17 protein-coding genes are annotated in these 13,872 nt (G+C 38.9%); 10 read left to right on the top strand and 7 right to left on the bottom strand.

The window, feature by feature from the left end:
- Positions 1–140: 140 nt before the first annotated feature.
- Together trxB and THMIRH_RS05350 are read left to right on the top strand one after the other, a co-directional pair.
- A complete protein-coding gene (gene trxB, locus THMIRH_RS05355; protein ID WP_173291125.1) occupies positions 141–1,100 on the top strand; it encodes a thioredoxin-disulfide reductase in 960 nt (319 codons plus the stop codon).
- A 66-nt stretch (positions 1,101–1,166) separates the two neighbouring features.
- Positions 1,167–1,871 carry an FKBP-type peptidyl-prolyl cis-trans isomerase gene (locus tag THMIRH_RS05350; RefSeq protein ID WP_173291124.1) on the top strand — a complete coding sequence of 235 codons (705 nt, stop codon included), beginning with the start codon at positions 1,167–1,169 and terminating at the stop codon, positions 1,869–1,871.
- Between the two features lie 44 nt (positions 1,872–1,915).
- Here the strand turns inward: THMIRH_RS05350 and THMIRH_RS05345 are convergent, their stop codons facing one another.
- Positions 1,916–2,227 (bottom strand): YqfO family protein, encoded by a 312-nt coding sequence (locus THMIRH_RS05345; RefSeq protein WP_173291123.1) that lies wholly within the window; start codon positions 2,225–2,227, stop codon positions 1,916–1,918.
- Positions 2,228–2,286: 59 nt separating this feature from the next.
- On the opposite strand from THMIRH_RS05345, the gene THMIRH_RS05340 reads away from it, so the two are divergent.
- Positions 2,287–2,568, top strand: coding sequence for a hypothetical protein (locus THMIRH_RS05340; protein WP_173291122.1), 282 nt, complete (start codon positions 2,287–2,289; stop codon positions 2,566–2,568).
- A 63-nt stretch (positions 2,569–2,631) separates the two neighbouring features.
- On the opposite strand, the gene THMIRH_RS05335 is transcribed toward THMIRH_RS05340, so the two are convergent.
- The 3 genes from THMIRH_RS05335 to THMIRH_RS05325 all read right to left on the bottom strand — a co-directional run bounded on the left by THMIRH_RS05335 (position 2,632) and on the right by THMIRH_RS05325 (position 5,988).
- On the bottom strand, positions 2,632–3,855 hold the full coding sequence (locus tag THMIRH_RS05335) for a methyl-accepting chemotaxis protein (RefSeq protein ID WP_173291121.1): 1,224 nt from the start codon (positions 3,853–3,855) through the stop codon (positions 2,632–2,634).
- A gap of 72 nt (positions 3,856–3,927) precedes the next feature.
- Positions 3,928–5,055 carry a protein-glutamate methylesterase/protein-glutamine glutaminase gene (locus tag THMIRH_RS05330; protein ID WP_173291120.1) on the bottom strand — a complete coding sequence of 376 codons (1,128 nt, stop codon included), beginning with the start codon at positions 5,053–5,055 and terminating at the stop codon, positions 3,928–3,930.
- A 105-nt stretch (positions 5,056–5,160) separates the two neighbouring features.
- The gene (locus THMIRH_RS05325; RefSeq protein ID WP_173291119.1) at positions 5,161–5,988 is read right to left on the bottom strand and encodes a CheR family methyltransferase; all 828 of its coding nucleotides are present in this window, start codon (positions 5,986–5,988) and stop codon (positions 5,161–5,163) included.
- Between the two features lie 104 nt (positions 5,989–6,092).
- Between THMIRH_RS05325 and THMIRH_RS05320 the strand changes: the two genes are divergently transcribed.
- The 7 genes from THMIRH_RS05320 (at position 6,093) to greB (ending at position 9,818) form a co-directional block, all read left to right on the top strand.
- Complete coding sequence (locus tag THMIRH_RS05320) at positions 6,093–7,184, top strand: hypothetical protein (RefSeq protein ID WP_173291118.1); 1,092 nt, start codon at positions 6,093–6,095, stop codon at positions 7,182–7,184.
- A 200-nt stretch (positions 7,185–7,384) separates the two neighbouring features.
- Entirely contained in the window at positions 7,385–7,918 is a 534-nt protein-coding gene (locus tag THMIRH_RS05315; RefSeq protein WP_173291117.1) for a chemotaxis protein CheW, read from the top strand.
- Between the two features lie 55 nt (positions 7,919–7,973).
- Entirely contained in the window at positions 7,974–8,333 is a 360-nt protein-coding gene (locus THMIRH_RS05310; RefSeq protein ID WP_173291116.1) for a response regulator, read from the top strand.
- A 23-nt stretch (positions 8,334–8,356) separates the two neighbouring features.
- Positions 8,357–8,635: an STAS domain-containing protein gene (locus THMIRH_RS05305; protein ID WP_173291115.1), complete on the top strand. Its 279-nt coding sequence runs from the start codon at positions 8,357–8,359 to the stop codon at positions 8,633–8,635.
- 44 nt (positions 8,636–8,679) lie between these two features.
- Positions 8,680–8,982: an EscU/YscU/HrcU family type III secretion system export apparatus switch protein gene (locus THMIRH_RS05300; protein WP_341829834.1), complete on the top strand. Its 303-nt coding sequence runs from the start codon at positions 8,680–8,682 to the stop codon at positions 8,980–8,982.
- Between the two features lie 34 nt (positions 8,983–9,016).
- Positions 9,017–9,349: a DUF3392 family protein gene (locus THMIRH_RS05295; protein ID WP_173291114.1), complete on the top strand. Its 333-nt coding sequence runs from the start codon at positions 9,017–9,019 to the stop codon at positions 9,347–9,349.
- 4 nt (positions 9,350–9,353) lie between these two features.
- On the top strand, positions 9,354–9,818 hold the full coding sequence (gene greB, locus THMIRH_RS05290) for a transcription elongation factor GreB (RefSeq protein WP_173291113.1): 465 nt from the start codon (positions 9,354–9,356) through the stop codon (positions 9,816–9,818).
- A gap of 63 nt (positions 9,819–9,881) precedes the next feature.
- On the opposite strand, the gene THMIRH_RS05285 is transcribed toward greB, so the two are convergent.
- From THMIRH_RS05285 to THMIRH_RS05275, 3 genes are all read right to left on the bottom strand, one after another.
- Positions 9,882–10,916, bottom strand: coding sequence for an IS481 family transposase (locus tag THMIRH_RS05285; protein WP_173289970.1), 1,035 nt, complete (start codon positions 10,914–10,916; stop codon positions 9,882–9,884).
- A 171-nt stretch (positions 10,917–11,087) separates the two neighbouring features.
- Complete coding sequence (locus THMIRH_RS05280; protein WP_173291112.1) at positions 11,088–11,780, bottom strand: response regulator; 693 nt, start codon at positions 11,778–11,780, stop codon at positions 11,088–11,090.
- Between the two features lie 24 nt (positions 11,781–11,804).
- Positions 11,805–13,778 (bottom strand): hybrid sensor histidine kinase/response regulator, encoded by a 1,974-nt coding sequence (locus THMIRH_RS05275; RefSeq protein ID WP_173291111.1) that lies wholly within the window; start codon positions 13,776–13,778, stop codon positions 11,805–11,807.
- Positions 13,779–13,872 lie beyond the last annotated feature (94 nt).

Below are 13,872 nucleotides of genomic sequence, written 5' to 3'. Positions count from 1 at the left end.
ATGAAAGTTAGAAAAACTGCTAAAATTTTAACATATTTATTCCACTAGACTGTCGTTTAACACCAGGTATTGGCTATAAACGCGGATTAGATAACAGATTACTCCAATCAATACATTTGAACGCTAAAGGAAAACTTAGTATGGCAACGAAGCATTGTAAACTTTTAATCTTAGGCTCAGGCCCTGCCGGCTATACAGCGGCCGTTTATGCTGCACGCGCTAACCTACAACCTGTCATGATTACCGGGATGCAGCAAGGCGGACAACTGACAACAACCACTGAAGTTGATAATTGGCCAGGAGATGTAGAAGGACTTACCGGTCCAGACCTAATGGTTCGTATGCAAAAACACGCTGAGCGTTTTGGCACAGAAATCATTTTTGATCACATTCACACCGCAGACTTACAAAACAAACCTTTTAAATTAACCGGTGATTCGGGTGAATATACTTGTGACGCACTGATTATCGCAACAGGCGCTTCTGCCAAATATTTGGGTCTACCCTCTGAAGAAGCTTTTAAAGGTAAAGGGGTTTCTGCCTGCGCAACTTGTGATGGTTTCTTTTATCGTAATCAAAAAGTTGCTGTGATTGGTGGCGGAAACACTGCTGTTGAAGAAGCGCTTTACTTATCTAATATTGCAGCAGAAGTGACCATTGTTCACCGTAGAGACAGCTTTAGTTCTGAAAAAATTCTTGCCAAACACCTTCATGAAAAAGCGGAAAATGGCAACATTAAAATCGAGTTTAACTCTACTTTAGATGAAGTTTTAGGTGACAAAATGGGCGTCACTGGGATGCGTTTAAAGCATGTGCATACGGGTGAAACTAAAGATATTGATTTGTCAGGCGTATTTATTGCCATTGGACATACCCCGAACACCCAATTGTTCGATGGCCAATTAGAAATGATTAACGGCTACATTAAAGTGCAGAGTGGCTTACAAGGAAATGCAACTCAAACCTCCATCCCTGGGGTTTTTGCGGCTGGCGATGTTATGGACCAAGTCTACAAACAAGCCATTACTTCATCTGGCGCGGGTTGTATGGCGGCTTTAGATGCTGAAAAATATCTAGACCAACTTGATGCGCAAGCATAATAATAAATAATCACTAAAGCCCCTTTATTTTGGGGCTTTTTAACACCTTAAATAAGACGAACTATTATGAAAAAAACATTACTAATTATCGCTTTATCCGCTGTCACAGGGCTTTCATATGCAGATGAAAGCATTAAACTTGAAACAACCCAACAACAAGCCAGCTACACCTTAGGAACCGACCTTGCCAAAAACTTTGAAAGTCAAGGCATTGACATTGATACAGGTGCTTTAGTGCAGGGTATGCAAGATTACCTTAACAAACAACCCATGAAACTCACCGAAGAACAAATGCAATCTTCTATCATGGCACTCAAGAAAGAAATGCTGGCTAAACAAGCTGCCGAAAAACAAAAAATAGCCGAGGCTAATGCCAAAGCCGGTGCCGAATTTATGGCTACCAACAAGAAAAAACCAGGCGTGGTGACTCTGCCTAACGGATTACAATATTTAGTCCTAGAAGAAGGGCAAGGTGAAAGCCCAGCAGAAGGTGACTATATTACGGCTAACTATAAAGGCACTTTAATTGACGGCACAGAGTTTGATAGCTCGTATAATCGCGGAACCCCCATTGAATTTCAAATGGGCGATGTTATCCAAGGCTGGGGTGAAGCATTAAAACGCATGAAACCAGGCGCTAAGTGGGAAATTTATGTTCCCCCTTCACTGGGTTATGGTGCCAAAGGTGCCGGCAACATCATTGGACCCAATGCCACTTTAATATTTACAATAGAATTTATTATGGCCAGCAAAGAGAAGCAATCAAGCTAAGTCTTTTTTGAATAAGGAAAGGCAAGTCCTTTCCTTTAATGTTTTCAAAAATCTTCTAGTTTAAGGACTTCATAGGCGGGTGTTTCATAAGGGTGGGTATGTTTAAATGCCCTTATGACATGATGCATCAAGTTTTCTTCACAAAGCATTTCAACACGATACTCTTCAACCGTTTCTACCTCATTCACCTTACCTAAAAAAGGGTTAGCCCCTGCCCTAGGCATAAACTGTCCAGACCCTTTTACTTGCCAACTGCAAAAATCATAAGTACCCACTTTACCTGCGCCAGCGGCAAATACCGCCTTTTTAACACTTTCTAAATAGGCTTCTGGCACAAAGAAAACAAATTTATACATGAGATACTCCAAATTTTTTACAATATCGCAAATTATTATGACACTCTAGGAACTTTATTATGAAATATTTACTCATCACTTACAGCACTATCTTGGCGCTAGGCATTACTTCTATGATTACCGGCATTCATTATTTTGCCAATATTGCGGGGTTTATTTCAGCCATTGGATTTATGGCTGTTTTCTTTAAAGATAGAGATGAAGAAAAAGAAATGACCGAAGAAGAAGTTAAAGCAGCCGCCAAACAGCGTCAACGCTGGTACATTGTGTTTGCAACTGGCTTATTTTTCAGTTTAATTTTCGGCAGTTTATGGAACAATCAAATGGGTGGAATGGCTTAATTCTTTAAATTAAAAAAAAGCCCGATGTATCCATCGGGCTTTTTTGTGCATATTCATTATTCTTTAGAATAAATCAATTTCACCTTCATCCATTGAGGCCGCTGTTACACGGCGCATTCTTTTCGATTCAATATCTTCTCTTTGGTCATGAATCGTTTGTCTAAAGTTTTCTAAGCGCTCTTGATGCTCTTTTAGAGAGGCAACAGGCATATCTTTACCGGCAGCAATAAACATATTGATTTCGCGAGAAAATCCACTCAAATTCTCAAGGTGATTCAGAACCTGCTCGACTAACTGTCTTACAATATCTTCAAACTGAAGTGAACGCATAGCATTTGATACACTGGTTTCAATTTGTGAAATAATCCCTGAAACATCACCCAGTTTATCTGAAATACCATCATTCATATCCTCTAAGTCTTGAACCAAACCAGTCACTTTGGTTTGTGAAGAATTGGCCTGTTCCAAGTCTTTGGTAGCGGTTTCACTGACAATTTTACGAACCTGATCCACTGTCTGTTTTGCTTTTTCTGCCTGTTTACGAATTTGCTCGTTAAGCAAGTTAGAATTCAGAGATAACTTTCTTACCTCATCAGCAACCACCGCAAAACCTCGGCCTGCTTCTCCAGCACGCGCAGCTTCAATTGCCGCATTTAAGGCTAATAAATTTGTTTGGTCTGCAATACCTTTAACATCTTCTAAAAGAACGAAAATAGACTCAATCTGCCCCACCATGTTATCTATTTTGTTTACTGTTTCAGAACTGCGTTGACTAGACTTTGTTAATAACTCAATCAAATAACCCAAGACTGACTTAATTTCAGTTGAGAATTTTTGAATACTCATCCCTTCGCCAGCACCGCCGCCTAGGTTATCAAGCAGTGAAACAACTAAACGGTATTCCATCTGTGTCTGTTCATGCAATCCAGAAAAACTGTCATTAAGCGTTTCAATCGCTTCTGCCACCAATTCTTTAACCTGAAGCAATTCACCACGAACAATTTCAACTTCTTGATCAATGACTGCATCAACATCCCCCATTAAGACATGCAAGGCTTCATCAACCACACTGGCATCAAATGCTGCCGATGAGCTTTGGGCAGGCGTCTTGTGGACTACAGCTTCCGAGACGGACTCAGTGGCAAGTTTTGCCGCTAAGATTGTCCATACAATCGAAACCAACAGTAAAGAAATAATTCCTGCAAATGGAATCTCTATGAGGGTTACGACGACCCCCAAGATTGTTACCAACCATGCTGCCCAAAAGCGTTTAATGATATTTAGCATGTTTATACCTTCGATTTAAAGTAAGTTGCTTTTGTCAAAGCATAAGACATGCCAAAAATTCGACAATTTGGTTTATTTAACATGCGACAACATCTTTTGAGGAATTTGATCCAAGGGCAAAATAGAATCCGCAGCACCTAACTTTACCGCCTCTCCGGGCATCCCCCAAACCACACTGGTTTTTTGGTCTTGCGCAATGGTTGGCGCACCAACAGCCTGTAATTCTTTCATGCCCGCAGCGCCATCATTTCCCATGCCCGTTAGAATGACACCTATTGAATTGGGCCCAACATTTTGTGCAACTGAACGAAACATCACATCAACTGAAGGTTTATGGCGGTTAACTGGCGGGCCATCATTTAAGCGACAAACATAGCGTGCGCCATCTCTTTCTACCAACAAATGCTTGTCGCCAGGTGCTATATAAACATGGCCCGGCAAAATTTGTTGGCCATCCTCAGCCTGACAAACACTCATTTCTGTGACCGTGTCCATTCGCTTTGCGAACGGTAAACTAAAGGCTGCGGGAATATGCTGCGTAATGACGATGGCGGGCGTGTCTGCCGGTAAACGCATGAGCACTTCTTTAATGGCTTCGGTTCCACCCGTTGAAGCGCCCAAAGCAATAATTTTATCGGTTGTTCTAAAATGTTTATTGTTGAATGAGGTTTTTTGCAAAATAGCATCTGCAGAATATTTCTCTACAACACTTGTGGGGGCATGAGTTCGAGCCAACACCGCTGGCTTATGCTCTTGGTTTGCAGCATATCTAGCGTAGTGCTGTTCAAGAGAGGTTCTTGTCACACGAGATGCTGATTTTACTTTGCGACGAATCTCATCTGCATATTGCTCAAAGGTATGGGCTAAATCAATTTTTGGTTTGGTCACAAAATCAACGGCACCCAAATCAAGTGCCTCAAAAGTAACATCTGCCCCCTTCTCGGTTAAAGTCGAAACCATAACGACCGGCAGAGGATGCAAGCGCATCAAATTTTTTAAGAAGGTCACCCCATCCATTTTCGGCATTTCGATATCTAGGGTCAGCACATCAGGGTGCAGTAATTTAACCTTCTCACGAGCATCATAAGGATCTGAAGCGGTTCCAATTACTTCAATATCAGGGTCACCATTCAGCATCTCTTGCAACATTTGACGAACTAACGCTGAATCATCAACAATCAAAACTTTTATTTTTGACATAATTTATTTCCTAACTATTCTTAGCTGAACCATTCTAATTTTGAAATTATCTCTAAACTCATTTAATTTGTAGAGGCCTTTGCAAGGTACAAAGGTTTCAAATTATTAAAATTTCTTTTTGTAAATCGTTTGCCCAAGCAACTCAAAACGGTCACAAACTTTATAAAGTGATTCCGAGTGACCTATAAATAAATGGCCGTGTGACGGCAGTAAATCTGCATAACGGTTAAATAATCTTGCCTGAGTTTCTTTATCAAAATAAATAACCACATTTCGACAAAAAATAACATCAATTTGCCCCTTTAACGGCCAATCATTCATCAGGTTAATTTGCCCAAAATCGATGATTTCTTGTAACTCAGATTTAACCTTTACCCAGCCATCATTTGCGCCAGTACCTTTTAGGAACCAACGCTTTTTTCTGGGCTCAGACACGCCTTTTAAGCGATCAACCTTATACAAACCGGCCATGCCCGTTTCGACCACATTAGTGTCTAAATCAGTGGCTATGACACGAGCATCCCAGCCTGCTGGTACAGATTCCTTTAGAGTGATTGCTAAAGAATAGGGTTCCTCACCCGTAGAACAACCCGCAGACCAAATTCTAATTCTTTTACTTGCTGCATTTGTTTTTAGCAGCATGGGGATTATGGTTTGAGCCAAGTATTCAAAATGATGAATTTCTCTAAAGAAGAATGTCAGGTTAGTCGTTATGGCATTAATTAAATGTACAAACTCAGATTCTCCTTGAGCTTTGACATAATCTAAATATTCACCAAATGAACTCATCGACAAAAAACGAATACGCTTCGCAAGTCGATTGTAGACCAGATTTTTTTTAGATTCGTTTAAATCAATGCCCGCAAAGTCATAAACCATCTTTTTAACTCGAGCAAAATCTTTATCATCAAAATCAAACTCTCTCTCACTCATTTACAACCATCCAATGATTTATTAAATACCTCTGAATTATAATTGCTAAAACGGCTTTTTGCAGTTTATTATGAGTTTTACGAATCCCTGATGAGCTTATTTAAATGGCAATAACCCCAACATCAACACCTAATATTAACGCACCCAAAACAACCCCAGGTACTTCGCCCACTTCCTCATCAGGCTTAAACCAAACAACAACCAGTAGCGCACCTGCTGCAGCCAACACGATCCGTCTGACACAAGGCCAGATATTAACGATATTTGTCACCCAAAATAGCCAAAATCAAACGACCTTCTCTTATGAAGGAAAAACTTTTAAAGCCAATACACCGCTTCCAATGACGGAAACAGGAAACCTACAAGTACAAGTTAAAGCAACTCAGCCTAGCTTACAATTAGAAATCTTATCGTCAAAACCAAATTCAACCAGTCTATCTCCCCAAGCCCAAGTTTTAATTCAAAATGCTTTAAAAGCTTTACTGCCTAATCAAATTTCGTTACCCCAAGCATTCCAAATACTCTCGCAACCAAGTCTTTTACAACTGCTTCCGCCAAGTTTACAAAATCAACTTCAAACCATTTTGAATCAACTCTTAAGACCCAACGCAAATCTCAAAGGGGAAACTCTTAAAGACAGCCTCCAAAACTCGGGGCTATTTTTAGAAAATAATTTAAAAAATAAAGTGCCGCCCACTCAAGATTTAAAGGCCAAATTATTGCAACTTCAAGAGGCTGCTAATAACGCGCCTCTATCCGAGTCAACCTCCAAACTAGCCACCTTACTTGGAAAAGCCATTAACAAAATAACCATTCAGCAAATCCAGTTACTCGAAAATCCCCAAACGATTTATGCTGAACCTCCCTTACACCCTGATAGTAAAATCAAAGCCATTGAAATTGATGTTCGAAAATCGCCACCTGAAAGCAGTTTGAACTTTGAAGTCCTTTTAACTCTGCAACTTGAAGAGGGAGAAATGATTACTAAACTTCTCCTAGACAAGGATGAAACTGTCAGCACTTTTATTTGGGGTGAAAACCAATACTTAGAAACCCAGATTGAAGAAAATTTGTCCAATCTCAAACAAAGCTTTCAAGACGCTGGCATCAAAACATCTGTGATTACCCTAGCCAAAGCAAAGCCAATAACCACGAAAAATGCCACCAAAATTGCGCTTATTGATATCCACATTTAAAAAATACTTAATTAAATAAAGCATTTAAATTATTAAATTCAAAATATGGCACCAAACTTGCATAATTTCTTTGATATATCTATACAAAATTTAAGCTAAAGATTCGTAAAAATTATCATTTTTCGCTAGACCTTTTAATTTTAATCGGTTAATTTAAGCAAACAGTTAAAGAGTTTAAATTGAATATAGAGGTTTGCATTATGGTTGCCGAGACTGGGACTATCAAAGAGCAAATTGAACAAACTGAAAATTTCTCGAGAAATGAAAACCAAATTCTAAGTTTCATATTAGGCAACGAAGAGTATGGGGTTGACATACTCCGTGTCCAAGAAATCAAAGGATGGGAAAAAACAACCAGCATACCCAATACACCTGAATATGTGATGGGTGTCATCAATCTAAGAGGCGCTGTTGTTCCCGTTGTTGATTTAAGAGTGCGTTTTGAATTATCAAAAGTGACTTATGATGAAAGCACCGTCGTGATCATTTTAAGGGCACATGATTCAACAGGTTCAGAAAAAATTATTGGAATCGTTGTAGATGGTGTGTCTGATGTGCATACCATGACAGGCGATATCCAAGCCGCCCCAGAAGTGGCAGGCGCTATTCATACTGAGTATGTTAATGGGCTTGCTACCGTTGGTGAAAGAATGGTTATTGTGCTTCACGTTGACCAACTAATTAACTCAGGTATTGTTCATGAGATTAAAAAGTCTTTAGGACTGACAGATTAGCGGTATAATTACGAAAAATTATTTTTATAGATTTAATAAAGTGAGAGATTGAATAATGTCAAAAATTCTTGCAGTAGACGATTCTAAATCCATGCGTCAAATGGTTAGTATGTCCTTAAAATCAGCGGGACATGATGTCACAGAGGCAGAAGATGGAGCGATTGCCTTAGATATTGCTAAAAGAGAACAATTTGATTTAGTTGTTACAGACATTAACATGCCAAACATGAATGGGATTGAATTGATACACGCTTTAAGAGCTATGCCAAACTTCAAATTTACCCCTATTTTATGTCTTACCACTGAGTCTTCAGGTGATATGAAAGCTAAAGGTAAGGATGCAGGAGCGACTGGCTGGATTGTTAAGCCTTTTAGCCCAGAAAAATTGTTATCTGTCATCAGTCGCGTTCTTTAAAATAAATACCTGAGAGGTCATAAATGAGTGAAACTACTATTGATTTACCAGAAAGTTTAACGATTCACCACATAGAATCTCAATTTGGTGATTTAAAAATCGCATTTCAATCTGATGTTTCAACCATTAAAATCAATGGTGCAAACCTCGATACCATTGATACCTCAGGCCTTCAAGCGATACTTGTTCTGATAAAAGATGCCATGGCTGACGATAAAATTGTCCTTTGGGAAGGTGTCTCAGAAACCCTAAAAGTCAGTGCAGAGAAAATTGGCTTAATCGAAAAGCTTCAAATCTCCTAAGTAGCCAAACACCCTTCTAGGGTGTTTTTACTTTGGGTCCTATCTTGTCTGTTTCTACCCCAATCACTTTAGACCAAAAAGTAGCCATTACCCTTAGCTACAAAGAAAATGATCAAGCCCCTAAAGTAACTGCCAAGGGATATGGTCATATTGCAGAACAGATTTTAGCCATTGCTGCTGAGCACAATATCCCAATTAAAAGTGATTCGGAATTAACAGCTCTGCTATCTCAAGTAGAATTGGACAACGAAATTCCTGAAATTCTTTATGAAGCGATTGTTCAGGTATTAATTTTTGCTTACGAAATTTCTGAAAAGCCAATTCCTAACCCTAAAAACAACTTTTAACACTTTTTAACCATTAAATTGAAAGATGGATGAAATGGATTTTGTAACCCAAATTTTAACAATAACAGCCGATTGGACAAGAGAATATCTAAGCACGATAGTTCTGGCATTCATAGCAACATCCTTAGTCGTTTTTGGCAACTCAATTAATATCATGTTAAAAAAACACCTTGGTCAATTGCAATTTATTCTTAAAACATCCCTATTTATTGCTTTTTATGCGTTTGGTATTGCTTTTCTCACCGCAGTTCTAGCCCCCATAGGTTTAAAGTATTTGCTTTCACTAGAGGATGCTTGGTTAATAGCGTGTATCCTCATTGGATTTTACGGTCTTGGCTTCATCGCTCAGAAAAAAGGCTTAATCTAAACTGATGAATTATATTACCTTAGAGGGTTATCAAAGACTGACTCAAGAAGCGGGTTACCTCTGGAAAGTCAAACGCCCAGCAATTGTTAAAGCGCTGGCAGATGCCGCAGCAGAAGGCGATCGCTCTGAAAACGCAGAGTATATTTACCGAAAGAAAGAGCTCAGAGAAACAGATAGAAAGATTCGTTTTCTAGAGAAACAGCTCAAGGATATCCAAGTTGTTCGAGACAAACCTAGAAATACCCAAAAAGTATTTTTTGGTGCATGGGTTACCCTAGAAACCCTAGAAGGAGATTCTGTTGAGTATAGGATTGTGGGTGGCATAGAGGCAAGACTTGAACATAAAGAAATTTCAGTCCATTCTCCCGTCGCTAAAGGCTTGCTAGGTAAAAACTTGGGGGACGAAGTGGTTATTTCATTACCGAATGGCACTCAAGTGGAATATGAAATAACAGACATAAACTATTAGTTGTAGAAATTCAGACTTCATCTGACAGTTCCCCGTTTTTTATGAGTGTCTGTCAGTTTAAGTTTAAGCTACGAACTTTTCAGCCCATATCTTTTTGCCATCTTCCAATGTTTCCATTGGTGTTCTTCCACAACACATTTTACCTTGATGAGTTCTGTGATGGTTGTAAAAATGAATCCACTCATCCAGGTCCGTTTGAAGTTGTTCAATTGATGTGTAAATCTTTTTGCGGAAAGTGATTTGGTAAAACTCCTGCAAAATGGTTTTGTGAAAGCGCTCACAAATGCCATTGGTTTGCGGTGATTTGACTTTGGTTTTAGTGTGCTCAATATCATTTAGCGCCAAGTATAATTGATAATCGTGCTGCTCCGCTTTACCACAATACTCAGTGCCACGGTCAGTCAGGATTCTGAGCATGGGCAGTTCGTGTTGCTCAAAAAATGGTAGCACTCGATCATTAAGGGTATCTGCCGCTGTTATCGGTGTTTTGGTGGCATAAAGCTTAGCAAACGCTACTTTTGAGTAGGTATCGACAAAGGTTTGTTGATAGATTCTGCCAACACCTTTTAAGGTGCCAACATAGAAGGTATCTTGCGAACCCAAGTACCCTGGATGGGCAGTATCAATTTCACCGCTGACTTCATCGTCATGCTTTTTCTTTTCAAGGGCTACGACCTGCGCTTCGGTCAGAATAATGCCGTCGTTGGCAACCTTGTCTTCTAAAGCTTTTAAACGGTCTTTGAAGTTAGCCAGTTCATTTCTGATCCAGATACTGCGCACGCCACTAGATGAAACGAATATACCGAGTTTTCTGAGTTCATTGCTTGCTCTAAGTTGACCGTAAGCAGGATAGTCAATCGCATATTGAATAACGGCTTGTTCAGTTACTTCATCTACTCGGTTTTTAAGGTTGGGTTTCCGGCGGGTTTTATCGATTAGAGCATCAACACCACCGTCATCAACGGCAGCTTTATAACGATAGAAAGTATCTCGAGATAAGCCCATTACTTTGCAGGCTTTTGAAACATTGCCAAGTTCTTCTGCAAGATTGAGTAATCCGACTTTATGTTTGATGATTTTTTGATTAGTATTAATCATGTGAGTTTCCTTTGTTTTGATTTTGATTAGACACCTAATATCAAAACGGGAAACTTGCTCTTTTTCAAGAGCAGTGTCAGATGAAGTCGTGACTTTTACATATTAGTCCCAGAATTCAAGACTATTTTTCTCAAATAGTCTAAATTCTTTGAAACCATTAGCTAAAAAATTTTATTGGATTTCGTCAATACTGACTTTTAAAAGACCAATATGATTGGCATAGTTGACTAAATCAGCAGATGAGTCCATACCCAATTTGGTCATGATATTTTCGCGATGTTTTGAGACAGTTCTATCACTGATTTCTAAAATATCTGCGATTTCTTTGGTTTTACGACCTTCAGCAACCAGCTTAATGACTTGCTTTTCACGCACTGACAACTTAACAACCTTAGTTTTATTCAGATCTTCGTTGGCATCATCATTCTGCAGAGCATTTCCTTCAACAGCATCTTCTGCCGCCAAAAGACTAGAGATTTGCGAATGTAAAAACAAATCACCCTTAGAGACTGCAAGTAAGCCTTCAATTAACTCAGCCTGCCCTACTGATTTTAGAACAATACCTTGTACACCAAGCACCAGTAGCTCTTGCCATACTTTTACAGATTCCGCTGCGGTTAACACCACAACCTTTACACCTGACTTTTTCTTTTTAAGCTTAGCAATAACCGCCATACCGCTGAGCTTTGGCATAGACAAATCTAGTAGTAGTAAATCGGGCTTGTATTGTTCTACAGCCTCTAAACAGGCTTCTCCATCCGCAACTTCTGCAATGATGTTAAAGTTCTTTTCACCAGACAACATGGTTTTAAAACCAAGTCGTACCAAGTCGTGATCTTCTGCGATAAGTATGTTAACTGCCATATAAACCCTTGATATTACTAAAAACTACTTATTTTCCTGTGCATTCAACAAGATAGACTTAACATTATATAATTTTAAGCCAATGCCTTTCGTATCTTTTTTATCAATTTCCAATTCTAACTCTTTAATTTCAACCAACAGTTGTTGCCACCCAAATATCATTAGCGACCCTTTCATCTTATGCGCCACCTCATGCATGGTATTAAAATCAAAATCTTGAAAAGCTTTAACCAATAATTCAAGCTCATTGTTCAGCGAGCTGAGCAACTCTGGTAAAAAACTTTTGAGTGATGCGGGAATTTCATCAATAAATCCATCACTCTGACTTGAATTTTCTTTGGGATGAACAACCTCTAATATTTCTGGTGTTACAGGTTGCTCGAAATGATCAATCAAAACCGTCATGATTTGGTCTTGGGTAATGGGTTTTAATAACCAAGCATTAAATAAAGACTTATCCACTTTAATATTCATTCTTTGGAGCTCAGATTCAGTATGGGCAGCGGTCAGAGCAACAATTTTAATATCTCGATTAACCTTGGGGAAATCGACAGAACCCATCAAATTTAATATCGATTTCGCCGCTTCACAGCCATTCATTTCTGGCATTTGCATATCCAAAAATACCAAATCAAAATGCGACTGTTGAAATCGCTCAAAGGCCATCAACCCATTTTCAACGGCTTCAACTTGACAACCAAACTCCTCCAGCATCTGCTGCAAGACTTTGCGGTTTATCAGAGAATCATCTGCAATTAAGACTTTTTTGTTTCCAATTTGTAAATCCAGCTTTTTTTGTTCACTTGGATTTGAAGTCGTTTCTAAATTAACGCAATGACAATCTACTTGTTCTAAAGGCAACCTAACGGTAAAAGTCGAACCGACTCCTCTTGTTGAGGTAACCTTAATTTGACCATCCAATAAATCAACTAAAAGTTTAACAACCGACAGACCTAATCCTGACCCTAAATAACTTTGAGCAATCCCAGTATCAATCTGCGAAAACGGTGCAAAAATTTTATCAATTTTGTCGACACCAATACCCACTCCGGAATCCACCACTTTAAACTCTACAAAAGCGCCATCCACTTTTACTTTTACAAACACCCCGCCATATCGAGTGTATTTAATGCCATTCACAATCATATTAATCAGTATTTGCGAAATTCTTAAAACATCCCCTTTAAAACACGCATTTGGATTTTGATTTCGTGCTGTCACAACCATATTGCGTTCTTTTGCAATCGATTTGGTTAGGTGTATCACATAATTTAACATTTCATCTAAGGCAAAAGGAGATTCAGTTAACTGCAAACGATGGTGCTGATTTTGTGAAAAAGTCAAAATATCATTAACCAAAAAAGTTAACTGCTCCGTTGTCATGCTCAACAAAGATAAATTATTCAGCAACCTTTCCTCGTCCTGCAACGCAGATTTAGACTGCTGGATGAGTTGTGACATACCCGCTAAAGGTGAACGCAATTCATGGCTGAGCATGGATAAAAATATGGATTGTTGCAAAAACTTTTCTTCAGACTCTGCTTGGTTCTTTTGAGCCTGAATAGCTTGCTCTTGCATTTCTCTAAGCGCTAACTGACTTTGCGACAGAATTAACTCCATTTCTAAATCAACCAAAGCTGAAACATTACTGCACTGCGCCCAAAGACATTGAACACCATCCGAATTAAAGTCATGAACTTGACATTGAAAATGCTTTACTTTGTGACTAAGGGTCACGGTTAACAAAAACTGAGGTGTAACTTCTTTACAATCGCTCTCTGAAAAAAGGCACGCTAACTTATCTATAAATGGCTGACGATTGGCTTCAGGCATTAACATCAAAAAATGCTCAACTGCCATTTCAGTCGCACCGATTAACTCACCCATAGCTTCAGAAAACTGAATTTTTTCTGGGAAATCGGCACAAATTTTCCACCATAAGACCCGTTGAACAAGCTGGGATTCAAAGTTTTCGCACAAATCTTTTATTCTTTTCATAAAGCTTTTGTTTATTACACCTCATAAACGCAATCAATCGGTTAAGGGTAAATTCTCTCTACCACGCCAAACAATATAAGCTAAAATACAAAAA

Source organism: Thiosulfativibrio zosterae, assembly GCF_011398155.1.
Taxonomy (GTDB): Bacteria; Pseudomonadota; Gammaproteobacteria; order Thiomicrospirales; family Thiomicrospiraceae; genus Thiosulfativibrio; species Thiosulfativibrio zosterae.
Note: the sequence above shows the minus strand (reverse complement) of the source record. Positions and strands in the feature narration are given on the sequence as shown.

Coding starts and splice junctions, on each gene's coding strand:
- THMIRH_RS05275 (WP_173291111.1), bottom strand. CDS start 13,778: ATGAAAAGAATAAAAGATTTGTGCGAAAACTTTGAATCCCAGCTTGTT.
- THMIRH_RS05315 (WP_173291117.1), top strand. CDS start 7,385: ATGGTTGCCGAGACTGGGACTATCAAAGAGCAAATTGAACAAACTGAA.
- THMIRH_RS05305 (WP_173291115.1), top strand. CDS start 8,357: ATGAGTGAAACTACTATTGATTTACCAGAAAGTTTAACGATTCACCAC.
- THMIRH_RS05295 (WP_173291114.1), top strand. CDS start 9,017: ATGGATTTTGTAACCCAAATTTTAACAATAACAGCCGATTGGACAAGA.
- trxB (WP_173291125.1), top strand. CDS start 141: ATGGCAACGAAGCATTGTAAACTTTTAATCTTAGGCTCAGGCCCTGCC.
- THMIRH_RS05280 (WP_173291112.1), bottom strand. CDS start 11,780: ATGGCAGTTAACATACTTATCGCAGAAGATCACGACTTGGTACGACTT.
- THMIRH_RS05335 (WP_173291121.1), bottom strand. CDS start 3,855: ATGCTAAATATCATTAAACGCTTTTGGGCAGCATGGTTGGTAACAATC.
- THMIRH_RS05345 (WP_173291123.1), bottom strand. CDS start 2,227: ATGTATAAATTTGTTTTCTTTGTGCCAGAAGCCTATTTAGAAAGTGTT.
- THMIRH_RS05340 (WP_173291122.1), top strand. CDS start 2,287: ATGAAATATTTACTCATCACTTACAGCACTATCTTGGCGCTAGGCATT.
- greB (WP_173291113.1), top strand. CDS start 9,354: ATGAATTATATTACCTTAGAGGGTTATCAAAGACTGACTCAAGAAGCG.
- THMIRH_RS05330 (WP_173291120.1), bottom strand. CDS start 5,055: ATGTCAAAAATAAAAGTTTTGATTGTTGATGATTCAGCGTTAGTTCGT.
- THMIRH_RS05320 (WP_173291118.1), top strand. CDS start 6,093: ATGGCAATAACCCCAACATCAACACCTAATATTAACGCACCCAAAACA.
- THMIRH_RS05310 (WP_173291116.1), top strand. CDS start 7,974: ATGTCAAAAATTCTTGCAGTAGACGATTCTAAATCCATGCGTCAAATG.
- THMIRH_RS05325 (WP_173291119.1), bottom strand. CDS start 5,988: ATGAGTGAGAGAGAGTTTGATTTTGATGATAAAGATTTTGCTCGAGTT.
- THMIRH_RS05350 (WP_173291124.1), top strand. CDS start 1,167: ATGAAAAAAACATTACTAATTATCGCTTTATCCGCTGTCACAGGGCTT.
- THMIRH_RS05285 (WP_173289970.1), bottom strand. CDS start 10,916: ATGATTAATACTAATCAAAAAATCATCAAACATAAAGTCGGATTACTC.